Origin of the sequence: uncultured Desulfovibrio sp., assembly GCF_910584445.1 — a bacterium.
Classification (GTDB): Bacteria; Desulfobacterota; Desulfovibrionia; order Desulfovibrionales; family Desulfovibrionaceae; genus Desulfovibrio.
The window spans coordinates 88,876-112,092 of the sequence record NZ_CAJUBO010000004.1 but is presented as its reverse complement, the minus strand read 5'-3'; the positions used below and the strand labels follow the sequence as shown (position 1 = coordinate 112,092).

Sequence of the window (23,217 nt, the reverse complement as noted above, 5' to 3'; positions counted from 1 at the left end):
AAACAGCCATTATGCCTCGCTCTCCCAGATGATTTCTCCGCTGCGGCTGGTGCCGTATCCGCCCATGGCGTCCACGCTGCGTTTGAAGGACTCGGAGCGGATCACGTCCAGCAGGGCCTGGATGCGCCGGTCGTCCGCATAGCGCAGGGGGATGACCAGGTCGTATTCCTCCACGCCCACGGGAATGAAATCCAGCCCCAGCGCCTGCGCCGCGGAACGCACCCCAAGGCCGGCATCGGCCCTGCCCGAAAGCACGGCCGCGGCCACATTCATGTGCGTGTATTCCTCGTCGTCATAGCCCGGTATTCTGGCTGGCGACAATCCCAGCTTGCCCAGTTCATAGTCCAGCAGCACGCGCGTGCCGCTGCCTTTCTGGCGGTTGATGAAGCGCAGGGCGTCCGCGCCTTCGCGGGCAAGATCGCTGAAGCCTTCCACATGCAGGGGGTTGCCCGGTCTGACGATGAAGCCCTGCTCCCGGTCCACCAGCCGCACCAGCATGACCGGGATATCCTTGAGCTGTTCGCGGATGGCCCGCCTGTTGTAGATGCCAGTGGCTTCGTCCAGCAGATGAGTGCCTGCCAGATGGCACTGCCCGCGCCTGAGGGCCAGCAGGCCGCCCAGAGAACCCACATGGGCCGATGTCAGGCTGAAGCCGGGATGCTCCCGCCTCAGCATGCTGTCGATGAGATCCAGGGTATTGTCATGGCTGCCCGTGATGAGCAGCGCGCCCTCTATCTGCTCGCGGGAACGGAGCAGTTCGGCCGGTACGGCTTCCCCGGCGTTGATGCCCTCGCAGTCTCTGGCAATGGGTATCACGGCATCCGCGCGGGAAAGGCTGCTCACAGTGCCTGCGCCTCTCGGCAGGGGCACGGCAAAGCAGGTCCCCTCCACCAGACCCAGCTTGACCCGTATGCGCTCCTCCATGCCGGGCCGTGAAGGCAGGGGATTGCAGGGGGTCACCTCCATGCGCTCCCTGCGCCTCGCATGGCGTTTCTGCCAGCGGGCCAGCAGGGGCAGCACGAATTCCTCCACGGAGACGATGGCGGACACAGGATACCCCGGGCTGCCAATGAAGGGGACATCCCGCCCGGCGCCCCTGACCATGCCCAGCACTGTGGGCTTGCCCGGCATTACGGCCACTCCGTGCACGAGCACCTGGCCCATCTCCGCCACCACGTCCGCGGTGAAGTCATGGCTGCCCGCCGAAGAACCGGCGTTCACCATCACGAGGTCCGCCCCATCCTCCACCGCCGCCAGGATGGCCGCGCCTATGGACCCGGGATCATCGGGCACGATGGGCCTGACATCCGCCACGCCGCCCGCGTCCCGGATCATGGCCGAGAAAATAAGGGAATTGAACTCCGGCAGAACGCGTCCGGCCCTGAGATCCTCCTCCCTGGCCTCTTCCAGGGCAACGATCTCCGAGCCGCTGGGAATGACCGCCACCCGGGGCCTTCTGAAGACCTGGGGACGCAGGACGCCGGCCGCGGCCAGAGCGCCAAGCTCATACGGCCCTATCTCCACGCCGGGGGCCAGGATGATCTCCGTCGCCACCATGTCCTCGCCCAGCTTGCGAACATGCTGCCAGGGAAAGGCGGCCTTTTCCGTGACCACGAAGGCGCCGCCCTCCTCCACATTGAGGTCTTCCACCTTGATCACGGCGTTGCAGCCCTCAGGCAGGGCATGGCCTGTATTGATCCAGAAGGCCTGCCTGTTCACCTCCAGACGCAACGGCGCGCGACTGGAGGCGGCGAAGGTATCCTCCGCGCGCACGGCCACGCCGTCCATGGCCGCGCCGTGAAAGGCCGGGGAGGAACGCAGGGCCTGCACAGGACGGGAAAGCACGCGGTGCAGGGCCTCGGAAAGGGGGACCTCTTCCTCCCCCATTTCCATGCCCGTTTTTTCTATGGCGGCAAACCAGAGTTCCCGGGCTTCCTTAGGAGTTTTCATGCTGAGATAGGTATGTCGGGCCATGATGTCCTCACGTCGTGAGCTTCAGGTGCAGAAAAAATGCGTCTCAGTTCAGCAGTTCGGCAAAGACCTCTTCCCCGGCGTAGAGTCCTTCCCTGTTTTCCGGGCAGACCACCAGGGCCTCGGCAGTGACCAGAGGGGAAATGAGACCCGATGGGCCGGTAAGGGGTTCCGCCTTCCAGCCGTTTTCCGTTCTTTCCAGACGAACGCGAATGAAATCACGGCGCCCCTGGGCGGAGGCCACGGCTCTGGAGAGCACGGCGGGCACTCCGGCCGGCGGCGTTTTCTCCCCCCCTTGCAGGCGCAGCAGCAAAGGCAGGAGGAAAACGCGCGCGCAGACCAGGGCGCCGCTCACATGACCGGGCAGGCCCATGAGGCATTTGGCGCCGGATCGCGCCAGGATAAAGGGCTTGCCCGGACTGATGGCTACGCCGTGCACAAGCAGCTCGCTCTCCGGCATGGAGCGGAAAATATCCACAGTATGATCGCGCATGCCGGCTGACGAACCGCCGGAGACCAGCACCACATCGGCCTGCTCCATGGCCTCTCTGAGCGTCTTTTCCAGCAGCGGCACATCATCGCGCACGAGTCCCGCAAAAAGCGCCTGCGCCCCCGCCTGGCGGCAAAGGGCCGCCAGAGAATGGGAATTGACGTCGCGCACCTGGCCCGGACCCGGCTTCCGGCTGATGGGCAGCACTTCGTCCCCTGTGGAGAGTATGGCTACGCGCGGACGCCGCGCCACCTCCACGCGCTGCACGCCCAGCGCGGCCATGAGACCTATCTCCTGCGGCCGCAGACAGCGCCCGGCGGGGATGACAAGGGCGCCTGAAGCTGTATCCTCGTCGTGCATGAGCACATGGTCGCCCGGGGCCTGGGTGCGGATAAGCTCCACCAGCGTGTCGTCCACCGGGCGGGAATATTCCACCATGACCACGCAGTCCGCGCCCCTGGGCAACATGCCGCCGGTAAGGATACGCGCCGTCTGCCCCTCCTTCAGTGCAAAATCAGGCGCCCGGCCCATGGGGCAGTCGCCCACGCATTCCAGCAGGGCGGGCGAGGCTTCCTGCGCCCCGAAAACGTCTCGCGCGCGTACGGCATAGCCGTCCACAGTGGAGCGGTCAAAACCCGGCAGATCCTCGGGCGCGGTCAGGTCCCGCAAAAGATGCCTGCCCGGGGCTTCATCCAGGGCTACTTCCTCGCCGCCAAGGCTGGCAAAGGCGTGGATATGGGCAAGCACTTCTTCCACTGATTTCAGGGTCAGAAACGATTTCATCACGATTTTCCTTCTGTATCCAAGGCCCTGTTTCCGGGCCGGCCCGCCGGGGGGGCAACGCCCGGCATCTTGCTCCATTGCGGCAATTTGGCTATATTATAGATATCCGTCCTGCCCGGGACGGGGGGAATATTTTCACAAGCCCGTACAGCGCCACCATCATTGCAGAAAGATCATGGTCAACGCCAGCGCTTCATCATATTGGCAAAAAAAGCCTGTCATGGCAAAAGCAAAGAGGGGGGGGGAAATACTCTGGCACAGGAGCATCTTACCGGGGAAATGCTGGAACAGCTCACGCTTCGCTGGGAGGCGTGGGAAGCCGAGGCAGGCACGACCGCCAGAAAGATCGCCCGTGCCCGCCTGCATCTTTTGTTCCTGCTCATCCGCTACGGCGGCCTGCGTCTGGGCGAGGCCCTGGACCTCAGGGTCAGGGAAGCGCTCGATACCGTCACGGGCATGCTCCATATCCCTCCTCCAGGCGCGAGGGACGTGCTGCTCCCCCTTTCGTGCATGCGCCATATCCGGCGCATACTGAGCCTGCCGGAGGCCGCGGACGACAATTTTCTCCATTTCGATCAGGGCTTTGTACGCAGGAAATTCTACGATCTTGCCCGCGCCCTGCGCCTGCCCTCCAGCATGGCCGGACCCAGGGCCTTGCGGTATGCCCGCGGCCTTGAACTGCTGGAACTGCACGTTCCCTTCGATGTGGTACAGGCCTTCCTGGGCCAGCAGAAGACAGCGCAGATCTCGGAATTTCTGGCCTTTGCCGGTGGCGAAGCCAAACGCATAGTGCGCGACAGCGCCTCCCGCACGACGGCGGCCCAGGCTGAAGGCGGCAATACCTTCATGGGTATCGTCACGGCCATGGAAACCGGCATGCGCGCGGCCCGCATCGAGGTGACCACCTTCTCGGACCTCGTGCTCTCCACCCTCTGCGAATTGCAGGCCTTCATGGATATGGAGCTGCGCCTCAACCAGGTGGTGACGGTGGTCATGGACCCGGAGCGGATCTTCCTTTCCGCGGAAAAAACGCCCGGCGGCATGCAGGGTCCCTTCCGGGCAACCGTGCTCTCGCTGTACAGGGAAGTCGTGGAAAGCTTCCTGGTCCTGGAGCTTCCGGACGGGACCAGAGTGGACGCGGTACAGGAAACAGCCGCTCTGGAAAGATTGCACCTGCGCCCCGGCAGCCCTGTGTTCCTCTCCTTTCCGGCACGCGGCCTGCGCCTCGTTGTCGGCTGATAGCCATCAATTTTTCTGTCCGCTTTCTGCGGACGGAGCAAACCGCAAGGAGCATGTTCCCATGAAGCATTTCGGTAAAAGCCTGTCCGGCGCCCTCCTCGCCCTGGCCTTCGTTCTGCCGGCCCGGGCCGCGGACAACAGCCTGATGATGGCGACGACCACCAGCACTCAGGATTCCGGCCTGCTGGAATATCTCCAGCCCGCCTTCAAGCAGGAAACCGGCATAGACCTCAAGTGGGTCGCTGTGGGTACCGGCAAGGCCCTTGAGATCGCCAAAAACTGCGACGCCGACGTGCTGCTGGTCCACGCCCCGGCGGTGGAAAAGAAATTCGTTGAAGACGGCCACGGCATAGATCGCCGCCAGATCATGTATAACGACTTCATCATCGTCGGTCCCAAGGCGGACCCCGCCAAGGTCGCCGGGAAAACCACTGCCGACGCCTTCAAGGGCATCTACGGGGCCAAGGCCGGTTTCGTCAGCCGCGGCGACAAGTCCGGGACGCACGTCAAGGAAATGGCGCTGTGGAAGGAGGCCAACCTCAGCCCTGACAAGGAACCGTTCTACATTTCCGCCGGCCAGGGCATGATGGCAACTCTGGCTATCGCCGCCGAAAAGGGCGCCTACGCCATGACCGACCGCGGCACCTGGATCAAGTTCGCCAACAAGCAGGGCGACGCCAACCCCCTGACCATCATCGTGGAAGGCGACAAGCCCCTTTTCAACCAGTACAGCGTCATCACCACCAACCCGGCCCAGTGCCCCAAGGTCAAGAAAGACCTGGCCCGCAAGTTTGAAGACTGGTGGGTGAAGCCCGAGACCCAGAAGCGCATTGCCGACTACAAGCTGGAGGGCAAGCAGCTCTTCTTCCCCAACGCCGGCAAATAGTTTCCCTCTGGCATGATCTCCGCGGGCCGGTCCTCCGGCCCGCCCCCTCCCCTTTGCAAAGGGTCCCCATGTCGTATTTCAGCGAGGGCATACAAAAAGCGCTGGACCTGCTCGTCCACATGGACGACGCCACGGTCTCCGCGGTGCAGGCCACGCTTTTCTCCACAGGCTGCGCCCTTGCGCTGGCTATGCTCATGGGCCTGCCCCTGGGTTTTCTGCTGGGCTATACCAGCTTTCCCGGCAAAAAGGCCCTGCGCCTCATTTCCGATACCCTGCTGGCGTTTCCCACGGTGCTCATAGGACTCCTGGTCTATGTTTTCATCACCAAGCGCGGCCCTCTGGGAGAATTCGGCCTGCTCTTCACAGTGCCGGGCATGGTCATAGGCCAGACCATCCTCGCGCTGCCCATCATCGTTTCCTGGACTGCCCAGGCGGTGGAAAATCTGGACAGCCGCTGCCGCCAGACCCTGCTCACCCTGGGAGCGGACCCCCTGCAGCAGGCCCTGCTCACGATACGGGAGATACGCTACGATCTGGGCATGGTCTGCGTCACGGCCTTTGGCCGCGTGGTGACAGAGGTGGGCGTCGCCATGATGCTGGGCGGCAACATACGCTACTCCACCCGCACCATGACCACCGCCATCTCCCTGGAGACCAGCAAGGGCGAATTCGCCCAGGGCATAGCTCTGGGCCTCGTGCTGCTGCTCATCGCCTTTGTGGTGAATTTCCTTCTGGCCTGGTTCAGAAACAAGGGGCGCGCATGAGCCTGCTTTTTGAAGCCAGCCGGCTGTGCATGCGCTACGGCGACATCACCGCCCTGTACCTGCCGGAATTCCGCCTGAAAAAAGGCGAGATCGTCATCCTCACCGGCCGCAACGGCAGCGGCAAGTCCACCCTGCTCCGCCTGCTGGCCTTTCTGGAAAGACCAACTTCCGGCAGCCTGCGCTATTACGGCCACACGAACGAGCCACGCCGCGAGATCACCCTGCTGCTTCAGGAACCCTATCTCATGAAAGCCTCTGTCTTCTGGAACGTGACCCTGGGCCTGCGCCTGCGCGGCGCCAAAAAGGAACGCCTGCTCAAAGGCTACGGGGAAAGCATGCGGGCGGCGGGTTTTGCCGACCCTGACTCCATGGCCTCCCGGAGACCGGGCGAACTTTCCGGGGGCGAAAGGCAGCGCATCGCCCTGGCTGCCCGCCTCATCCTTGTGCCCTCTGTGCTCCTGCTGGATGAACCCACTTCCAATGTGGACGCCGCCAGCGAAAACGCCATCCTCCAGGCCGTGGGCCTGAGCCTCGGCCGGGGGACGAGCGTGGTCTGCGCCACTCATGACAGGACCCTGTTCTCCGCCCTGGGTCCGCGCGAAGTGCGCCTTGGTGGAGAACACGCCCAGGACCGCCCGCTCTGAAAACTCCAACTCTCAGGAGATAGCATGCGCATCGTTGCCGTATCCACCAGCACCCGCAAGGGAGAGAAAAAGATCAACCGCGAGCAGGCCACCCTTGTGGCCGATCATGGCATCGAAGGCGATGTCCATGCCGATGGCACCCACCGTCAGCTCAGCCTGCTGGCAATGGAAGACATCGAATACATGCGCTCCAAAGGCGCTGACGTCCACCCCGGGGATTTTGCCGAAAATCTGACCACGGAAGGCGTGGAACTGCACACCTGCCCCGTGGGGACCCGTTTCGGCATCGGCGAGGACATCGAGCTGGTGCTCACCCAGATTGGCAAGGAATGCCACATGGGTTGCGCCATCCGCCAGCAGGTGGGCGACTGCATCATGCCCAGGCGCGGCATCTTCTGCCGTGTGCTCAAGGGCGGCGTGGTCAGGCCCGGCGATCCCTTCCGCGTGATCGCCCGCCCCGAGACCCTCGCCTGATGGCCGGAGGTGCCGCATGCCCGGATTTTCCCATATGGACGCCACCGGCGCCAGCCGCATGGTGGATGTGAGCGCCAAATCGGCAAACAGGCGTACGGCCATCGCCCGCGCCGTGGTGGAGCTGAACGCCCCTACTCTGGAACTGCTCAAGGCTCGCGCCCTGCCCAAGGGTGATGTGCTCACCGTGGCGCAGGTGGCGGGCATCATGGCCGCCAAGCGCACTTCCGAACTCATCCCCATGTGCCATCCTCTGGCCCTGACCCATGCGGACGTGCGTTTCAAGGTCGTGGATGAGCCGCCTTCCGTGGTGCTGGAGGCCTCCGCCAGCACCAGCGACCGCACCGGCGTGGAAATGGAAGCCATCGTCGCGGCACAGACGGCGGCGGCCACCATCTACGATATGATCAAGGCCGTGCAGAAGGACGTGGTCATCCGCGAGGTGCGCCTCATCCTCAAAAGCGGCGGCAAGAGCGGACTCTTCCAGGCGGACGCGCCCCTGCTCTTCGATGTTCCGGAAGGTCCCCTGCCGGAACCCCTGCCCCGGCCGGAACCCTGGAACGGAGAAGGGCTGGCCGTGGCCTGCATCACCCTTTCCGACAAGGGCTATGCCGGGGAACGCGCGGACGAGAGCGGGCCGGCATTGCTCCGGCAGCTGGAGGAACTTAATCCCGCGCGCAGCCAGCTCTTTCTTCTGCCGGACGATACCCGCGCCCTGCGCCGCCTGGTACAGGAACTCGCCAAGGGAAACTGGGGAATGATCGTCACGACGGGCGGCACCGGCCTCTCCCCCCGCGATACGACTCCGGAGGCCCTCCTCCCCCTGCTGGACAGGCGTCTGCCCGGCTTTGAGCAGGTCATGTTCGCCGAGGGCCTGAACCATACGCCCCGGGCTGTGCTTTCGCGCTGCCTGGCCGGCTCCATTGGCCGCTCCCTGGTGATCGCCCTGCCCGGAAGCCGCCGCGCGGCCCAGGAAAATCTCTCCGCCCTGCTGCCCATACTGCCCCATGCGCTGGAAAAACTGAACGGAGACATGAGCGACTGCGGAAGGACATAGGCATGGAGAAAAAAGCGCTGCCCCGGGAACTCACGGACAGTCATGGCCGCACGGTCCGCTACCTGCGTATCTCGGTCACGGATCGCTGCAATCTCTGCTGCCGCTATTGCCGCACCCGGGAGGTTCCCTTCATAGAGCACGAAAAAATCCTGCGTTTTGAGGAAATGGAGGAAATCGTCCGGCTGGCCGTGAACTTCGGCGTACACAAGCTGCGCCTCACCGGCGGCGAGCCGTTTGCCCGCAAGGGCTTCATGAGCTTTCTGAAAAATCTGCGCCTGCGCTTTCCCCGACTGGCCCTCAGGCTGACCACCAACGGCACGCTCCTTGCGCCATACCTCGAGGATCTCAAAGAACTGGGCGTTTCCGTGAATCTTTCCCTGGACAGCCTGGACAGGGAAAAATTCGCGGCCATCACGCGCAGGGACATGCTGCCTCTTGTGACGGACAACCTGCGGCGCATGCTGGAGCTGGGCATCCCCCTGAAGATCAACGCCGTAGCCATGCGCGGCGTGAACGAGGCGGATCTGCCGGCCCTGGCCTCCCTTGCCATGGAGCACCCCGTGGACGTGCGCTTCATAGAATTCATGCCCATGGGCGATGAAAGCATCTGGTCCAACGATTCCTTCTGGCCCGCCGCCCAAATCCTGGAGGCCGCGCGCACGCACTGGCGCCTTGAAGCTGTGCGCGACAGCGGGGAGAGCGCTGACGCCGCCACAGTCCAGGAAAGAGGACCCGCCAGACTCTGGAAGCTGAGAACGCCCGACGGGCGCCTCTCCCGGGGCCACTTCGGACTCATCACTTCCGTATCCCAGAGCTTCTGCCACTCCTGCAACAGACTGCGCCTCACCGCGGACGGCCATTTGCGGACCTGCCTCTTTGACGATCGGGAATACCCCATACGCGACGTTCTCCGAAAGGAAGGGCCTGAAGCGGTGGCCCGCATCATGGCGGAGGCGGTGGCCGGCAAGCCCGTGGGCGCGGACATCCTTGCCGCCAGACGTGGCCCTGTGGCCCGCAAGCGCATGTCCGCCATTGGGGGGTAAGGAGAGGACATCGGAGATGCGGAGCCGATCGACTGCCCGGGACATGGCGAAGCAACGGGCAAAGGCTTTCGCATGGTTTCGCGCGCCGCTGGCAAGAGCGTTCCACCGGGGCTTTCCGCCACCTCCGCGCCTGGGCCTGCCGCGATATTTTCCTGGAAAAACAGTCCCTTAAAATACCTGCAAAAATATTTACAACCTCTTTTCTCCTGACCTATAAACTCCCTCCAGAGACTTCCGAAGAACAAAATGTGAAGCTGCCGCAACGCTCCGGTTCAAAGGGGGGACGCATGCGTTTGACCTTGACGTATAAATATGTGGGTTCTTTGTTTGGCGCGCTCATCACCTGCTGCGTGGTCGTCCTCGCGGTATCCATCTATTTCATGAAAAAGCCCGTGGAAGAGGAGCTGAACCTCAATATCCAGAAACTGCAAAACGTCATCCAGTCGGCCAACGACGCCACCGCGAGACGGTACGCGCAAAGCGCCTTGCTGCTTTCCCACCAGACGGATCTGGCCCGGGCCATCCGCGCCCGCGACCATGACGAAGTCATGCGTCTGGCGGCCGTTGCCATGAAGGAATCCGGCTCCGATTTCATGACGGTCACCGACGACAAGGGCATCGTCGTGGGCCGGGGGCATTCCAAAAAATGGGAAGACAGCGTCCTCAACCAGGGAACCGTCGTCCAGGCCCTCAAAGGAAGCCCGGCGGCGGCCATCGTTTCCGGAACGGTCGTCCCCTTCACCATCCGCGCAAGCCAGCCCATCATGCTGGACGGCAAGCTGGTGGGCACCCTTTCCATCGGCACATCGCTGGTGGCTCCGCCCTATCTTGAATGGCTCAAGGGGCTGAGCGGCATGGATGTGACCATCTTCAAGGGCAATACCCGCGTGATGACCACACTCATGAAAGACGGCAAGCGGGCCATCGGCACCCGGCTGGACTCGCCGGAGATCGAAAACGCCGTGCTGAACGAGGGGAAGACCTGGTTCACGAAAAATGTCATCAACGGCATCGACTACAAATCCGCCTACTGGCCCATGCGGACGGCGGACGGAAAGATCGCCGGCATGTGGTTCGTCGGCATGCCGCTGACCGACCTGCAGGCGCTGGAGAGCGGGGCCATTCGGAACACCATCCTTGTGGCGGCGGCCCTGCTGGCGATCCAGCTGCTCATGTCCGTGGTGATAGGACTCAAGGTCAGCGCGCCCATCCGCAAGATCACCGCCTATGTCCTGGGCATTGCCCGTGGCGACAAGGCGGCGCGTCTCGATGTGCACAGCAGGGATGACATGGGCGAGCTGGCCGATGCCCTGCGGGCCATGGTGCAGAGGCAGGACGAGCTTGCGGCGGAAAACGCGGAAAAAGCCGAAGCCGCCCGCAAGCAGGCGGAAGACGCCGAGCGCCTGGAACAGCAGGCCCGCATTGCCCATCAGGAAGCCGTGGAGGCCAAGCAAAAGGGCATGGCCGCCGCCGCTGAACAGATCGAAAGCGTCGTCACCAAGCTGGACGAGGCCATCAATACCATCACGATCCAGGTGGAAAACTCGGACAACGCGCTGCACAAGGCCGCTTCCCGCCTTTCCGAAACGGCGACCGCCATGGAAGAGATGAACTCCACCGTGCTGGAAGTAGCCAAGAATGTCGGGCTTGCGGCGGGCATTTCCGCCTCCGCGCGGGACAAGGCCACGGACGGGGCGGCGGTCGTCACCCAGTCTGTCGCCGGCATCCAGGAAGTGCACAATCAATCCATGGCGCTCAAGGATGACATGGCCCGGCTGGATGAACACGCGCGCTCCATTGACAAGATCATGGGCGTCATTTCCGACATTGCGGATCAGACCAACCTTCTGGCGCTCAATGCCGCCATCGAGGCCGCGCGCGCGGGCGATGCCGGGCGCGGTTTCGCCGTGGTGGCCGACGAGGTCCGCAAGCTGGCCGAAAAGACGATGGAATCCACAACGGAAGTGGGCAGCGCCATCCAGGCCATCCAGCAAAGCGCGGCCAAAAGCACCCAGCAGGTGGAGCGGGCCGTGCAAAACATCGCCCAGGCCAATGAATACTCCGCCAAGTCCGGCGAGGCCCTTCAGGAGATCCTGCACATGGTCGAGCAGACGGCCGACGAGGTGCGCGCCATTGCCACCGCCAGCGAAGAGCAGTCCGCCGCCAGCGAAGAGATCACCAGGTCCATCTCCGAAGTGAACGAGATCACCTTCTCCACCTCGGAGGCCATGCAGACAGCCGCCCATGGCGTGGAATCCCTGCGCAGGCGTTCCCAGGACCTGGTCACGCTCATTGAGGAAATGAAGAAAGGCTAGGTGTAAAGGGTCAACCCGTTGTTCCCGCACCCGGTAGCCGGGAAGCTGGCGGATTCCTGCCAAGAGCCGTAGTGGACACGGGAAATTGTACCGGTACGTCCATGTGGAAAAGTCACGAGTGCGTTTCCGGGAGTGGGTATATGCACATGCATATGCCCACTCTTTTAATTGTGTTCTGATACATTGTTCCGTATTCCCATTGGTGTGTGGATAATTCTGTCGTGTCCGTTGATGCTTGATTCCGAGTCCCGGCCGCGTGACGGAACTTCTACGACTTGTAACAGGCTCCGTTGAGCTAAGCTTTGAGTTTTGGCTCCTATATTAAGCACCTTTCCTTGAGGTTACGATAGGCTTGAACACCTCTATCGCAATGGAAAGGTGCTTTTTTGGGTATAACCGCTGTCGCGCACCCGCATAGCGGGTGCTTCCTTGTCTCAGTCGCTTTCGCTCCTTCGACTGGCTCCAAGCCTTAAGGAAAAGGGCCGCCCCCGAAGGAGCGGCCCCGTGCTCCGGGCGGGCTGCGCCGTCCGGATTCAGGACGACGGGTGTCATACGATGCGGAACAGGGAAGGCTCTTCCCGCACGAGATTTTCGGCAAGGACGCGGGCATCGACGGTATAGGTGCCATTGGCTACCTGGGCGCGAAGCTCCTCCACGCGGTCGGCGCGCACATCCGGCGTATTCTGGGCCGCGCGGCGCGCCTCCGTGAGCAGGAGGGCATCACGCGAGACGCTGATGGTATCCCCGCCGGAAGCGCCGTCATCGGCGGCCTTCGGACGAATGGCGGCGGTTTCGCCATTCCTGTCCACGCCGGAAGCCGCGGTGTTGCCGTAAGGATCGAGCAGGGGGTAGCCCATGCCGGCATTATGGATCTCCATGATATTGCTCCTTCGGCAGGGCCATGCCCCGCGCCGGATATCGTGCTTTTCGGCCGCGCCTGCGCCCCGCGGAAACGGGAGCGTCAAATGGCGGCTTCGCGCCGTTCCGGCCGCTCCAGCATGCTCTGGTCAACTTTCTGGCGCGTGATGCGCCACAGGGCATGCCGGGCGCGCCGTTCTTCCTCCGCGTCGAGGGGCCGCTGCCCGTCCGGGCCGGTGGCAACGATGCGGAGCCGCGCCCCCGGCGGGTAGGTGAACTCCACTTCCAGGCCCACAGCCTGGCTGAGTTCCGCGCGGATCTCCTCCACCACGGGGTTGGAACTCCCCGTGAATATGAGGGTATCATACAATTCCCGTGCCACTTTTTCCACAAAGGCACGGCGATTGACAGAAGGATCGGGGTCCTGGGGCTTCAGCCCCTCGGCCAGGCGCCGCTTCACGCGGAACCGGGCAAGACGGCGCGCCGCCAGCAGTTGCTGCTCATAGCACTGGAGCATGATCCGCATTTGCAGGGTGTGCATATCAGCCATGAGGGCACCATCCTGCTGCTCTTTACGGCCATGCCCGGCGAAACTTTAGACTTTTTTTATGCTTTTTGCGCCCTGTCCGCAATATTGCATGCAACAAACTGAAATACAAGAAAAATCACTTTCTGTTCCGCGCGAGCACGCAGCCGACGGCTCCCAGGTTGCAGAGGCAGAACACGATCAGGTCCACCCGCATGCAGCGCATGAAGCCCTCCAGAGTCCCGGGACCGACGGGCGCGTTGCCGAGGAAAAAGCCCAGCGTCAGGGTGATGATCACCATGTTGCAGAGCTGGCCCGCCGTGCGAACGGCGCCGGTAAGCCCCGCCGCCTGCCCCACATGCTCCTGCCCCGCGCTTTCCAGGATGATGGCGGTATTGGGCAGGGCAAAAAGGCTGATGCCCGCGCCGAGCAGGCCCTGCACCGCGAAAATCAGCGCAAGCGACGAATCGAGGTCCACAAGGGCCGCCGCCGCCAGGCCAAGGCCGCACAGGGCCACGCCCACGGCGCTCACATGGCCCGGCTGCCAGCTTTTGCAGAGCCTGGCGGCCAATGGCGTGGTCACGGCCTGCACCGCGGACTGGAACGCAAGGACAAGGCCCGCCTCCTCCACGCCCAGCCCCCGCCCCACCTGAAGATACAGGCTGAAGAAAAAGAGCATGCCGAAATAGGAGCTGTAGTTGACGAACGCCGCCAGTGACGAAAGCGCGAACACCCGGTTGCGCGCGAGCAGGCGTATGTCGAGGATGGGATAGCGGCTCCTGAGTTCCCGCAGACAGAAAAGGGCGAGCAGGGCCACAAAGGCGGCAAGGAGGCTCCAGGCGAGCGTGGCGCGCTCCGCCAGCTCCGAAGCGCCGAAGGTGAGCGCGACCATGGCGCAGCCATAGATGGCGCAGCCCGTCAGATCAAAGGGCTGGCCCTCGGCGGTGCGCCATTCCTGGCGCACGGTGCATTTCATCAGCAGAAAGACGCCGGCAAAGGCCAGGGCATTGCCCCAGAAGAGCCAGCGCCAGCCAAGCGTGCCCGCCACAAGGCCCGCAAGGGGCGGCCCGCAGGCGATGCCGGCATAGACGGCGGCACCGCTGATGCCGAGGTAGGCGGCCCGGTCTTCCGGCGGAGCCGCCGAGGCGAGCAGGGCCAGGCCGCTGGCGTTGAACATGGCGCCGCCAAGCCCCTGGAGCAGGCGCAGGGCGATGAAGAGCGGCGCCGAGCGCACAAAGCCGAGCGCAGCCCCGGCCACGGCGAATATGACGATGCCGAACAGGAAAATGCGGCGACGGCCAAAAATATCGCCCAGGCTGCCGGACGCCAGCTGGAACACGGCAAGACCCAGCGAATAGAACGCGCCGATAAGGCCCAGTTGCCGGGCGCTGGCATTCAGGCTCTCCCCGATGGCGGGGAGCACCGCATTGACCCCGGCAAGCATGAACGGCATGCAGAAAAGAGACGCGCAGATGGCGGCCAGAAGCGGACGGTGGCGTTTTTCGATCCCCATCCGCACAGCCTACGAGCCTCCCCGCCGCCGGTCAAGACGCGATGCCGGGTACCCTCAGAAGCGCGCTTCCTCCGCGATGCGGCAGCACATGTCCTTCCTGTTCAGCGTGTAGAGATGGATGCCGGGCGCGCCCATGTCGATGAGGCTGCGGATCTGGCGCAGGGCAAAGGCCAGCCCGGCGTCGCGCACGGCCTCGGTGCCGCCCTTGGCGTGGGCTTCTTCCAGCTCCAGATAGAGCTTGCCGGGAATATTGGCGCCGCAGAGCGAAAGCACCCGTCGCAGCGACTCCAGGCTCAGGATGGGCAGGATGCCGGGGATGACCGGCACCTCCACGCCGCGCCCCCGCAGGTCGTCCACCAGAGACTCGTATTCCCGCACGTCAAAAAAGAGCTGGGTGATGGCGAAATCGGCGCCGGCGGCCAGTTTTTCCGCGGTATGGCGACGGTCGAGGGCAAAGGTGGCGGATTCGGGATGCGGCGCGGGATAGGCCGCGACGCCGATGCCCATGTCCGGCTCGCTGCGGCGGATAAAGCGCACAAGGTCCACCGTGTGGCGGAAGGGTCCGCAGGCGTCCTCCCAGGTGGTCCCCCGGGGGGGATCGCCGCGCAGGGCAAGCACATTGTCCACGCCATGCGAGCGCAACGCGCGCAGGAACCCGGCGATGTCCTCCGGGCGCGCCCCCACGCAGGTCAGGTGGGCCATGGCCGTGAAGCCGAGCCGGGTCAGTTCCGCGGTGACGGCGAGCGTGTTCCGCTGCTTGGAGCCGCCCGCGCCATAGGTCACGGAAACAAAGAGCGGCCGGAGCGCGCGCAGTTCCTCCACCGTGGCGTAAAAGGCGGGGAGCTGGCTCTCCTCCGCCGGGGGGAAGAATTCCAGGGAAAAGAACGGACGCTCTGCCTGTCGGATCAGTGTGCCAATACGCATGGGGCGCTCCTTGCGATGGGTCCGGCACGGCAGCATGAGGCGCCAGCCGGCGGCCCGTTTCCCGGGGTCCGCCGCCGTCTCCGCGGACATGCCGCGCGCGGCGTTGCCCTTGTTGGTATTCCTATATCAAGATATATTGATATGTCAACCGGTCTCTGCCACCAACCTTGCCAAAGCGTTGCCCGCGGCTTAAAAAAGAGGAAAGGACAAGGAGCATCCCGCAGCGCCGCGCGTTTCGCCCGGCCTCCTTGGGGGATGCGGGATCTCAGCCAACGCCATGTGCCGCCGCACGAGCCAGTATCCACCATGCCGCCGCCCCCGCGCGGGCACGGGCGCCGCCCGCCGCCTGTGGGGGGCGTGCGCGTTGTGTCTGCTGCTTCTGGCGGGTCCCCCGCCGCTCCACGCGGCCGCGGACATTCCCGCCGATGCGCCCCGCGCCGCCGCGGAAGCCCTCCGCACCGACAGGGGACTCCGTATCCCTGCGGCCGCCGCCCCGGACGCTTCCGCCGCGTCCGCCCCCATGGCCGGACCGGCGCCCGCCGCCAGGTCCAGGCCAGGACCGGGCAGGGAGAAGGTCGGCATCGACGCGCAGGGCGGCGCGCAATGGCTCGCGCTGGAACCGGGGCTGGATTTTGGCGAGTTCCGACTTGAAGGCGCGGAGTTCAGACTCACCGTGCTGCGTATCGAACCGGAGCGGTTCGATTTTCTGCTCTGCGCCAGTTCCGCCGACGGAAAGGGACCGCGCGCCCTGGACACCTGGGGACAGGAACGGGACCTCGTGGCCGCCATCAACGCCAGCATGTACCTGCCGGACGGCGCCACGAGCACCGGCTATATGCGCGACGCGGGGCATATCAACAATCCCCGCCTTGTGGAACGGTTCGGCGCCTTCTTTGTGGCCCGCCCCGACAGCGACGACCTGCCCCCCGCCGCCATTGTGGACCGCGATGCGCCCGACTGGAAGGAACGCATCGCGCACTATGACCTCGTCATCCAGAATTACCGGATGATCAATGCCGACCGGCGCATCCTCTGGAGTCCCGGCGGCCCGCTCTATTCCATTTCCGCCGTGGCGCAGGACGGCGCGGGCAGGATACTCTTTCTCCACAGCCGCACCCCGGTGGAGGCCTATGCCTTCGCCCAGCAACTGCTGCACCTGCCGCTGGATGTCCGCACGGTCATGTATGTGGAAGGCGGGGCGCAGGCCGGGCTTTTGGTGCGCTCCCACTCGTTGCGGCGCGAGCTGGGCGGCGTGCATGCGCCCTCGCTCCTGGTGACGGGCAACCTCAAGGCGCTCCTGCCCAATGTGCTGGGAGTCCGACGCAAAAACGGCGATTGCGCCCCGCGCGGGCGATGACAGGCGTCTTTACAAGCGCCCCGGTTTTCGACATAATCCTCCTCGGCCGGGAAGAGACCGCCACGTCCTGTGGTCCTGGCTCCTCCCTCCGGGGGCACCGGCTGCGCGCCGCCCCTGCGGCGGGCGCAACCGCGCTCCGGCAGGTCCCGACAACGTGCGACCACCCTACACGGAGAAACGTATGACCAAAAGGCTTGAAGTGTATAAGTGCAATGTGTGCGGCAATATCGTCGAAGTCCTCCATGCCGGCGACGGCGAACTGGTCTGCTGCGGGCAGCCCATGAAGCTCATGCGCGAAGGCTCCACTGACGGCGCCATGGAAAAGCATGTGCCCGTCATCGAAAAGCGGGAGAATGGCTACCATGTCAAGGTGGGCAGCGCCCGGCATCCCATGGAGGAAAAACACTACATCGAATGGATCGAACTCCTGGCCGACGGCGTGAGCTACAGGCGCTTCCTCACGCCCGCCGACGAGCCGGAGGCGTTCTTCGAGGTGACCGCCGACAAGGTATCGGCCCGCGAGTTCTGCAATCTGCACGGGCTTTGGAAGGCCGAAAACTGAACAAAACCGTCACGGCGCCCGCTGGGCGCCCTTTCAAGGAGAATCCCATGGCAGCCAATTACGTTTGCAGTGTCTGCGGCTACGAATACGACCCCAAGGAACATGACAACGTGGCCTTTGAAGACCTTCCCGATGACTGGACCTGCCCGGTCTGCGGCGTGGGCAAGGACCAGTTCACCAAAATGTAGCGCGCACAGCGGCGCGCAAGCCTGATTGCCGCCCCGTCTTGCCGCCCGGCGAGGCGGGGCGTTTGTGGATACGCGCCGGAAACGGCGCGGTTTTTCTCGCCGGGGTCCCGGCTCACGCTGTTTTTCTTGTGGAGAACTCCATGCAGCCAGTAGAGATCAAAAAGGATATTTTCTGGGTCGGTGATGTCGATTTTGACCACCGCGACTTTCACGGCTATTCCCGCTGCCCGGACGGCACCACCTCCAACGCCTATCTCATCAAGGATGAGAAAAACGCTCTGGTGGACTGCGTCCCCGCGGGCCGGGCGGGTTCCCTGCTCTGCCGCCTCGCCAAGACCATGCCGCCGGAAAAGGTGGACTATATCGTCTGCAACCACATGGAGCTGGACCATCAGGGCGCGCTGGCCGAAATCGTGGAACGCATCCGCCCGGAGAAGATCTTCGTCTCGCAACTGGGGCTGAAGTCCATGGCCGGGTATTTCGCGGGCAGGGACTGGCCCGTCCAGGCGGTGAAGAGCGGCGACGTCCTTGAACTCGGCGCGCGCCGCATCATCTTCCAGGAAACGCGCATGCTCCACTGGCCGGACAGCATGGTCTCCTACATTCCGGAAGAGAAGCTGCTCATCAGCAACGACATCTTCGGGCAGAACATCGCCTGCACGGCCCGCTTCACGGACGATTTCGACGACAAGGCCGAATTTGTCCGCCGCATCAAGGAATACTACTACAATATCGTCCTGCCCTATTCGCCCACGGTGCTCAAGGCCCTGCCCGTGGTGGAAGGGCTGGACATCGACATGATCGCTCCGGATCACGGACTCATCCACCGGGGCCGCGACGCCGTGCGCTTCATCATCGACGCCTACCGCAAAATGGCCGAACAGAAGCCGCAGCAGCGCGCCGTCATCTTCTACGACACCATGTGGAAGTCCACCGAACGCATGGCCTACGCGGTGTGCAGCGGTCTTGAGGAAAACGGGGTGCCGACGCGCATCATGTCCGTCAAGCACAACCACCACAGCGCCGTCATGACCGAACTGGCCGACTGCGGCGCGGTGCTCGCCGGTTCGCCCACCCACAATAATGGAATCATGCCGCTGGTGGCCGCCCAGCTCACCTATATGGAAGGGCTGCGGCCGCTCAATCGCGTGGGCGGCGCCTTCGGCTCCTACGGCTGGTCGGGCGAGGCGCCCAAGCAGCTTCAGGCGCGCCTGGCGGCCATGCACATGGACATGCCCGCCGAGCCTGTCAAATGCTCCTGGGCACCCACCAAGGACGACTACAAGGCCTGCCACGCCCTTGGCGCGGCCGTGGCGGACGCGCTGAAGAGAAAGTGCGCCGCGGCAAACGCCTAGTGTCTGCTTGCGGCGCAGCCGGGATCGTTCGCAAAAAACCACGTTTTTTCGCGAACGATCCTGCAAAAATTCCGCGCAGGATTCTGCGCGGAATTTTTGCAATTAAACACTAGGCGCAAAGTGCCAATACGTTATAAGACAGCCCCAGGAGAAATTTCCCTATACATTTGCGAGAAGCGACAGGCGGATGCAGGTGCCGAAACCCACATTCCGGAGGCTATTCCTCCAGAAGCGCGCGGGCCACTTCGTCCCAGGTGTGGACTTCCACGGCGTATTCCGGATGTGTCCCGTGTTTCAGGGCGGCATCCATGGCGGATGCACAGGAAGTCACGTCACCGGCAGTGTAGTAGAAAACACCTTCCCGATGCAGATCAAGAAAGTCCGGCGCAACGATGGGCAACCCGCAATAGCGGTACTGGAGGATCTTGAGAGAGTCGGTATACGGCTGCATGGGGCGGCGGGAAGAAGGGCAAAGCGTGTAGAGGCCCACATCGGCGAATTTGATATACGGAATGGTTTCGGCAAACGGAACTTCCCCATGGTACTGGATATTTTCGGGAAAACCGGCATGGGGAGCGTCGATGCCGATGATGTGGAACTGAATGTCCCTGCGGACGCGCGCCATGGCATGTACCGCCCTGGCGTCATAGAATCCCAGGCCGCAAAAGACCGCATTGATAGTATCGGGCGAATATGGGTCCTTTCCGCATCTGTCGAACAGGCCCGTGTCCACCCCATGCGGGTCAAGACGCGCCTGGGGCAGACCGGAAAATTTCTGGAGCAGCCAGCGGCAGGGAACGCTGATTCTGGAAAACCGGGGCGCCACCTGCTGCTCCAGAGGAATCATGGACGCCGGCGTGGAGCGCAGGGTGCGGATGTCGTCAGAGACCCGGTAGATATGCCGGGCGTGCGGAGCAAGCTCCTGACACCGGGAAACGAGATAGAGCGCCACGCAACTTTCATAAACGATGACATCTGCACTGCGGATGCGTTCGCCAAGAGTTTTCGGCAGCAGGCGGTCATACCGCCGCAACCGGGTGGCGAGCAGGTGGTCAAGCGGCGCCAGCAGCGTCGTATGCGGATGCCACGCCGTGAATAGGACATAGGAATCAAACCGTTCCCGCAGGTGCTGCCAGGTATTGCAGGCCTGCCATATCCCTGGCAAACGCGTCCGGAAGTCCCGACGCAGCCGTGATATCCAGGAAAAGCCCACCGTGACGAAACTGACGGTATGCCCCTGGGCGTGCCAGGCATCCGCAAGATGATGGAATCCCGCCCTGCGGGGAGAGGGATACCAGTGGTTGCTGAGCAGAACGATGTTCATGCGTACGCGGACGTGATGTCATCCCGCCACGGGGACGGGAACTCCGTCCCGAAGAGCGTAGCGCTGTCCACAGGCAGGACAAACGAGAGCCTTGTCCAGCTTTTCACCGCACTGGCAGACCCAGCCGTGCCGCCGGGCCGGATTGCCGTAAACGAGCGCGTGGTCGGGCACATCGCGCGTGACGACGGCGCCCGCGCCCACAAAGGCATAGCGCCCCACGGTGACGCCACAGACAACGGTGCTGTTGGCGCCGAGGCTGGCGCCCTTTTTTATGAGCGTCGGCCGCGCCTCGTCCATGCGGCGGATATGGGCGCGCGGATTGAAAACATTGGTGAAAACCATGCTGGGTCCGCAAAAGACATCGTCTTCCAGCGTGACCCCCTTGTAGACGCTGACGTTGTTCTGGATCTTGCAGCCATCGCCAATGACGGCATCGGGACCAATGACCACGTTCTGCCCGATATTGCAGGAGCGCCCGATGACGGAACCCCGCATCACATGACTGAAGTGCCAGATCCTGGTTCCGGCGCCGATGGTGACTTCCGCATCGATGCAGGCAGTCTCGTGGGCCTGCCAGTCATGCCCGCTCATGCCAGCGCCTCACGTAGCGCTGTGGCGACGCGGCGCACCTGGTCCTGCTCCAGGTAGGGATGGAACGGCAGCGCCAGGATGGCGCGCGAAACGTGGAGGGCCGTCGGCATGGCCTCCGGGGCATAGCCGAGGTCCGCGAAGACCGCGAGGCAGTGTTGCGGCTTGGGATAATAGATATTGACGGGCACGCCGGACTCCTCCATTCGGGCCATGACCCGGGATCGCGCGCCCTCGGGAAGCAGGATGCAGTATTGCGCCCAGGCGCTGACATTGCCCGGCGCCACTGTGGGCGTCACTACCCCCGGAATGTCCCGCAGGGCTTCGTCATACCAGCCGGCGACCTGTTGGCGGGCCTGGATCTCCTCCGGGAAAATGTCCATCTTCGCCAGGAGGATGGCCGCCTGGAGCGTGTCCAGGCGGCCGTTGATGCCCAGACGCACATTGTCGTACTTGTCCCCGCCCTTGCCGTGGACGCGGATGGAACGCAACAGGGCGGCCAGGCCGTCGTCATCCGTGAAAACGGCACCCCCGTCGCCGTAGCAGCCAAGGGGCTTGGCCGGAAAGAAGCTGGTGGCCGCGGCATGGCAGCCCAGGGCGCAGGTCTTTTTGCCGTGACGGCTGCCGCCGAAGGACTGGGCCGCATCTTCCAGAACAGACAGCCCGTAGCGTCGGGCAATAGGAAGCAGGGCCTCGTAGTCGGCGGCCTGCCCGAAGAGATCCACGGGGATGACGGCGGCGGGCCTCAACTGCCGTTCGCGCGCCGCCCCGGGCAGCGGGAAGCGGGAATCGTCCCGCGCGCGCACGGCTTCAATGGCCGCTTCCAGCAGGTCCGGCCGCATGTTGAACGTGACAGGGTCCACATCCACAAAGATGGGCGTGGCGCCCAGCAGCGCCGGCTCCTCCACCGTGGCGAAAAACGTGAAGGGGGGCACAAAGACCGCGTCCCCCGCGCCGATGCCCCAGGCCAGGAGCGGCATGAGCAGGGCATCGGTGCCCGAAGCGCAGGCGATGCAGTGCCGGGCGCCGGTAAAGGCGCACAGGCGCGCCTCCAGTTCGGCGACTTCCGGACCCATGATGTAGTGGCCGTGGTCAAGGACGGCCTTGATGCGGGCGTCCAGGGAACCGCGGATGCGGGCCTGCTGGGCTGCAAGGTCGATGAACTGCATGGAGCCTCCCGGGGCAGAGAGCCGTGAGCCGGAAAAAACGCCCGGCCGCGGCATCGGTCAATATTCCAGCGGCAGGGAAATGGTCCTGTTGTCCCGCGCGCTGCGGTAGGCGGCGATGAGGACCTCCAGCGATTTGAGTCCCTCGCGTCCGTCGGTATCGGGTTCGCTTTTCCCGCGCAACACGTCAATGACGTTCTGGTAGTAGAGGGGATGCCCAAATCCGTATACCGAGGTGGTGGCGTAGCTGGCGTCCTTCACCGAGGCGTCATAGTCTCTGGGTTCGGCGAAATCCCAGAGCTGGATCTCGTTCACGGCCACGCCGCCCACGCGCGCCGTTCCCTTCTCGCCGATGATGGTAATGGAACCTTCCAGATTTTTGGGATAGGTGAGCATGGTCACGGCCATGGAACCCAGGGCGCCGTTGCGCCAGCGCACGTTGAGCACGCCGGTGTCCTCCACCTCGATGTCGCGCGCCAGGGTACCCGTCATGGCCTGCACGTCGGCGATGGGACCGATGAGCCATTCCAGCAGGTCCACATAATGGCTGGCCTGGTTCATGAAGGCGCCCCCGTCCATTTCCCAGGTGCCGCGCCATTTGGCGGAGTCGTAATAGGCCTGCGGACGCGTCCAGAAGACATTGAGATGGACCATATAGATCTTGCCGAAACGCTTTTCGTCCACCGCGCGCTTGAGCAATTGCAGGGTGGCGTTGCGGCGGTTCTGCTTGATGACGAAAAGACGGCGGCGCGCCTCATCGCAGGCGTGGATCATGTCCAGTCCGTCCTGCCAGCGGGTAGCCATGGGCTTTTCGGTCATGACGTGCCTGCCCGCCCGGGCCGCCTCGATGACCATTTGCGGGTGCAGGCCGCTGGGCGTGCAGATGGTCACGAGGTCGCAGTCGGAGGCGGCCAGCAGGTCGGTGAGGGAACGGTAGCCGGGAACGCCGTAGCGCTCGCAATGGACGGCAAGCGTCTGGGGGTCGTTGTCGCAGACGGCCGCAAGCTCCATGTCGGCGGCATGCTTTTCAATGGAGCCGAAATGGTTTTTGGAGATGCGGCCGCAGCCGACAATGGCGTTCCTGATCTTCCTGCCGGTGATGGTGGGGAACATGGAGACTCCTGGACAAATTCGGGTTGCGAACGGGCTTTTTCCTGAGCCTTGTTGTCCATCTGGCGCATGGGACCGACGGT

The 23,217-nt window shown here is 63.8% G+C and carries 22 protein-coding genes and 1 pseudogene; 12 read left to right on the top strand and 11 right to left on the bottom strand.

Annotated features, from left to right (window positions below; all coding sequences use genetic code 11):
• Positions 1-9: 9 nt before the first annotated feature.
• Positions 10-1,974 (bottom strand): molybdopterin biosynthesis protein, encoded by a 1,965-nt coding sequence (locus tag QZ294_RS03220; RefSeq protein WP_297046705.1) that lies wholly within the window; start codon positions 1,972-1,974, stop codon positions 10-12.
• A gap of 43 nt (positions 1,975-2,017) precedes the next feature.
• A complete protein-coding gene (glp, locus tag QZ294_RS03215; RefSeq protein ID WP_297046702.1) occupies positions 2,018-3,244 on the bottom strand; it encodes a gephyrin-like molybdotransferase Glp in 1,227 nt (408 codons plus the stop codon).
• Between the two features lie 279 nt (positions 3,245-3,523).
• On the opposite strand from glp, the gene QZ294_RS03210 reads away from it, so the two are divergent.
• The 8 genes from QZ294_RS03210 (at position 3,524) to QZ294_RS03175 (ending at position 11,663) form a co-directional block, all read left to right on the top strand.
• Complete coding sequence (locus QZ294_RS03210; protein WP_297046700.1) at positions 3,524-4,483, top strand: TOBE domain-containing protein; 960 nt, start codon at positions 3,524-3,526, stop codon at positions 4,481-4,483.
• Positions 4,484-4,544: 61 nt separating this feature from the next.
• Positions 4,545-5,369 carry a substrate-binding domain-containing protein gene (locus QZ294_RS03205; protein ID WP_297046697.1) on the top strand — a complete coding sequence of 275 codons (825 nt, stop codon included), beginning with the start codon at positions 4,545-4,547 and terminating at the stop codon, positions 5,367-5,369.
• 68 nt (positions 5,370-5,437) lie between these two features.
• Positions 5,438-6,133 (top strand): ABC transporter permease, encoded by a 696-nt coding sequence (locus tag QZ294_RS03200; RefSeq protein ID WP_297046694.1) that lies wholly within the window; start codon positions 5,438-5,440, stop codon positions 6,131-6,133.
• Positions 6,130-6,777: an ATP-binding cassette domain-containing protein gene (locus QZ294_RS03195; RefSeq protein WP_297046691.1), complete on the top strand. Its 648-nt coding sequence runs from the start codon at positions 6,130-6,132 to the stop codon at positions 6,775-6,777. Before QZ294_RS03200 ends, QZ294_RS03195 begins: the two co-directional genes overlap by 4 nt.
• 24 nt (positions 6,778-6,801) lie before the next feature.
• On the top strand, positions 6,802-7,251 hold the full coding sequence (locus tag QZ294_RS03190) for an MOSC domain-containing protein (protein ID WP_297046687.1): 450 nt from the start codon (positions 6,802-6,804) through the stop codon (positions 7,249-7,251).
• 16 nt (positions 7,252-7,267) lie between these two features.
• On the top strand, positions 7,268-8,305 hold the full coding sequence (gene moaCB / locus QZ294_RS03185) for a bifunctional molybdenum cofactor biosynthesis protein MoaC/MoaB (RefSeq protein ID WP_297046684.1): 1,038 nt from the start codon (positions 7,268-7,270) through the stop codon (positions 8,303-8,305).
• A 2-nt stretch (positions 8,306-8,307) separates the two neighbouring features.
• The gene (gene moaA / locus QZ294_RS03180) at positions 8,308-9,348 is read left to right on the top strand and encodes a GTP 3',8-cyclase MoaA (protein ID WP_297046680.1); all 1,041 of its coding nucleotides are present in this window, start codon (positions 8,308-8,310) and stop codon (positions 9,346-9,348) included.
• A gap of 287 nt (positions 9,349-9,635) precedes the next feature.
• A complete protein-coding gene (locus tag QZ294_RS03175; RefSeq protein WP_297046677.1) occupies positions 9,636-11,663 on the top strand; it encodes a methyl-accepting chemotaxis protein in 2,028 nt (675 codons plus the stop codon).
• 147 nt (positions 11,664-11,810) lie between these two features.
• Here the strand turns inward: QZ294_RS03175 and QZ294_RS03170 are convergent.
• From QZ294_RS03170 to QZ294_RS03150, 5 genes and pseudogenes are all read right to left on the bottom strand, one after another.
• Positions 11,811-11,909: pseudogene (locus QZ294_RS03170) on the bottom strand (IS481 family transposase); the annotation flags it as partial.
• Positions 11,910-12,211: 302 nt separating this feature from the next.
• On the bottom strand, positions 12,212-12,541 hold the full coding sequence (flgM, locus tag QZ294_RS03165; RefSeq protein ID WP_297046674.1) for a flagellar biosynthesis anti-sigma factor FlgM: 330 nt from the start codon (positions 12,539-12,541) through the stop codon (positions 12,212-12,214).
• 83 nt (positions 12,542-12,624) lie between these two features.
• Positions 12,625-13,071: a DVU0524 family FlgM-associated protein gene (locus QZ294_RS03160; protein ID WP_297046671.1), complete on the bottom strand. Its 447-nt coding sequence runs from the start codon at positions 13,069-13,071 to the stop codon at positions 12,625-12,627.
• A gap of 115 nt (positions 13,072-13,186) precedes the next feature.
• Complete coding sequence (locus QZ294_RS03155) at positions 13,187-14,560, bottom strand: MFS transporter (RefSeq protein WP_297046668.1); 1,374 nt, start codon at positions 14,558-14,560, stop codon at positions 13,187-13,189.
• Positions 14,561-14,614: 54 nt separating this feature from the next.
• Complete coding sequence (locus QZ294_RS03150; RefSeq protein ID WP_297046665.1) at positions 14,615-15,484, bottom strand: methylenetetrahydrofolate reductase; 870 nt, start codon at positions 15,482-15,484, stop codon at positions 14,615-14,617.
• A 277-nt stretch (positions 15,485-15,761) separates the two neighbouring features.
• Between QZ294_RS03150 and QZ294_RS03145 the strand changes: the two genes are divergently transcribed.
• From QZ294_RS03145 to QZ294_RS03130, 4 genes are all read left to right on the top strand, one after another.
• Positions 15,762-16,841, top strand: coding sequence for a phosphodiester glycosidase family protein (locus QZ294_RS03145; protein ID WP_297046661.1), 1,080 nt, complete (start codon positions 15,762-15,764; stop codon positions 16,839-16,841).
• A 181-nt stretch (positions 16,842-17,022) separates the two neighbouring features.
• On the top strand, positions 17,023-17,403 hold the full coding sequence (locus QZ294_RS03140; RefSeq protein WP_297046658.1) for a desulfoferrodoxin: 381 nt from the start codon (positions 17,023-17,025) through the stop codon (positions 17,401-17,403).
• A gap of 47 nt (positions 17,404-17,450) precedes the next feature.
• Positions 17,451-17,591: a rubredoxin gene (locus tag QZ294_RS03135; protein WP_297046656.1), complete on the top strand. Its 141-nt coding sequence runs from the start codon at positions 17,451-17,453 to the stop codon at positions 17,589-17,591.
• Between the two features lie 140 nt (positions 17,592-17,731).
• A complete protein-coding gene (locus QZ294_RS03130; RefSeq protein ID WP_297046653.1) occupies positions 17,732-18,946 on the top strand; it encodes an FprA family A-type flavoprotein in 1,215 nt (404 codons plus the stop codon).
• Positions 18,947-19,163: 217 nt separating this feature from the next.
• Here the strand turns inward: QZ294_RS03130 and QZ294_RS03125 are convergent, their stop codons facing one another.
• From QZ294_RS03125 to QZ294_RS03110, 4 genes are read right to left on the bottom strand one after another with little or no spacing between them, the layout of a single operon-like run.
• A complete protein-coding gene (locus tag QZ294_RS03125) occupies positions 19,164-20,270 on the bottom strand; it encodes a hypothetical protein (protein ID WP_297046651.1) in 1,107 nt (368 codons plus the stop codon).
• Between the two features lie 18 nt (positions 20,271-20,288).
• Positions 20,289-20,861, bottom strand: a complete 573-nt coding sequence (locus tag QZ294_RS03120; protein WP_297046648.1) for an acyltransferase — start codon at positions 20,859-20,861, stop codon at positions 20,289-20,291.
• On the bottom strand, positions 20,858-22,027 hold the full coding sequence (locus tag QZ294_RS03115) for a DegT/DnrJ/EryC1/StrS aminotransferase family protein (RefSeq protein ID WP_297046645.1): 1,170 nt from the start codon (positions 22,025-22,027) through the stop codon (positions 20,858-20,860). Before QZ294_RS03115 ends, QZ294_RS03120 begins: the two co-directional genes overlap by 4 nt.
• 57 nt (positions 22,028-22,084) lie before the next feature.
• A complete protein-coding gene (locus tag QZ294_RS03110; protein WP_297046642.1) occupies positions 22,085-23,137 on the bottom strand; it encodes a Gfo/Idh/MocA family oxidoreductase in 1,053 nt (350 codons plus the stop codon).
• Between the last annotated feature and the right edge of the window lie 80 nt (positions 23,138-23,217).

Excerpts from the sequence above, each read along its gene's own strand:
- QZ294_RS03135 (WP_297046656.1), top strand. The coding sequence starts at position 17,451 with ATGGCAGCCAATTACGTTTGCAGTGTCTGCGGCTACGAATACGACCCC.
- QZ294_RS03160 (WP_297046671.1), bottom strand. The coding sequence starts at position 13,071 with ATGGCTGATATGCACACCCTGCAAATGCGGATCATGCTCCAGTGCTAT.
- QZ294_RS03130 (WP_297046653.1), top strand. The coding sequence starts at position 17,732 with ATGCAGCCAGTAGAGATCAAAAAGGATATTTTCTGGGTCGGTGATGTC.
- flgM (WP_297046674.1), bottom strand. The coding sequence starts at position 12,541 with ATGGAGATCCATAATGCCGGCATGGGCTACCCCCTGCTCGATCCTTAC.
- moaCB (WP_297046684.1), top strand. The coding sequence starts at position 7,268 with ATGCCCGGATTTTCCCATATGGACGCCACCGGCGCCAGCCGCATGGTG.
- moaA (WP_297046680.1), top strand. The coding sequence starts at position 8,308 with ATGGAGAAAAAAGCGCTGCCCCGGGAACTCACGGACAGTCATGGCCGC.
- QZ294_RS03115 (WP_297046645.1), bottom strand. The coding sequence starts at position 22,027 with ATGCAGTTCATCGACCTTGCAGCCCAGCAGGCCCGCATCCGCGGTTCC.
- QZ294_RS03190 (WP_297046687.1), top strand. The coding sequence starts at position 6,802 with ATGCGCATCGTTGCCGTATCCACCAGCACCCGCAAGGGAGAGAAAAAG.
- QZ294_RS03175 (WP_297046677.1), top strand. The coding sequence starts at position 9,636 with ATGCGTTTGACCTTGACGTATAAATATGTGGGTTCTTTGTTTGGCGCG.
- glp (WP_297046702.1), bottom strand. The coding sequence starts at position 3,244 with ATGAAATCGTTTCTGACCCTGAAATCAGTGGAAGAAGTGCTTGCCCAT.
- QZ294_RS03205 (WP_297046697.1), top strand. The coding sequence starts at position 4,545 with ATGAAGCATTTCGGTAAAAGCCTGTCCGGCGCCCTCCTCGCCCTGGCC.
- QZ294_RS03120 (WP_297046648.1), bottom strand. The coding sequence starts at position 20,861 with ATGAGCGGGCATGACTGGCAGGCCCACGAGACTGCCTGCATCGATGCG.
- QZ294_RS03140 (WP_297046658.1), top strand. The coding sequence starts at position 17,023 with ATGACCAAAAGGCTTGAAGTGTATAAGTGCAATGTGTGCGGCAATATC.
- QZ294_RS03145 (WP_297046661.1), top strand. The coding sequence starts at position 15,762 with ATGTGCCGCCGCACGAGCCAGTATCCACCATGCCGCCGCCCCCGCGCG.
- QZ294_RS03220 (WP_297046705.1), bottom strand. The coding sequence starts at position 1,974 with ATGGCCCGACATACCTATCTCAGCATGAAAACTCCTAAGGAAGCCCGG.
- QZ294_RS03200 (WP_297046694.1), top strand. The coding sequence starts at position 5,438 with ATGTCGTATTTCAGCGAGGGCATACAAAAAGCGCTGGACCTGCTCGTC.
- QZ294_RS03150 (WP_297046665.1), bottom strand. The coding sequence starts at position 15,484 with ATGCGTATTGGCACACTGATCCGACAGGCAGAGCGTCCGTTCTTTTCC.
- QZ294_RS03210 (WP_297046700.1), top strand. The coding sequence starts at position 3,524 with ATGCTGGAACAGCTCACGCTTCGCTGGGAGGCGTGGGAAGCCGAGGCA.
- QZ294_RS03110 (WP_297046642.1), bottom strand. The coding sequence starts at position 23,137 with ATGTTCCCCACCATCACCGGCAGGAAGATCAGGAACGCCATTGTCGGC.
- QZ294_RS03125 (WP_297046651.1), bottom strand. The coding sequence starts at position 20,270 with ATGAACATCGTTCTGCTCAGCAACCACTGGTATCCCTCTCCCCGCAGG.
- QZ294_RS03155 (WP_297046668.1), bottom strand. The coding sequence starts at position 14,560 with ATGGGGATCGAAAAACGCCACCGTCCGCTTCTGGCCGCCATCTGCGCG.
- QZ294_RS03195 (WP_297046691.1), top strand. The coding sequence starts at position 6,130 with ATGAGCCTGCTTTTTGAAGCCAGCCGGCTGTGCATGCGCTACGGCGAC.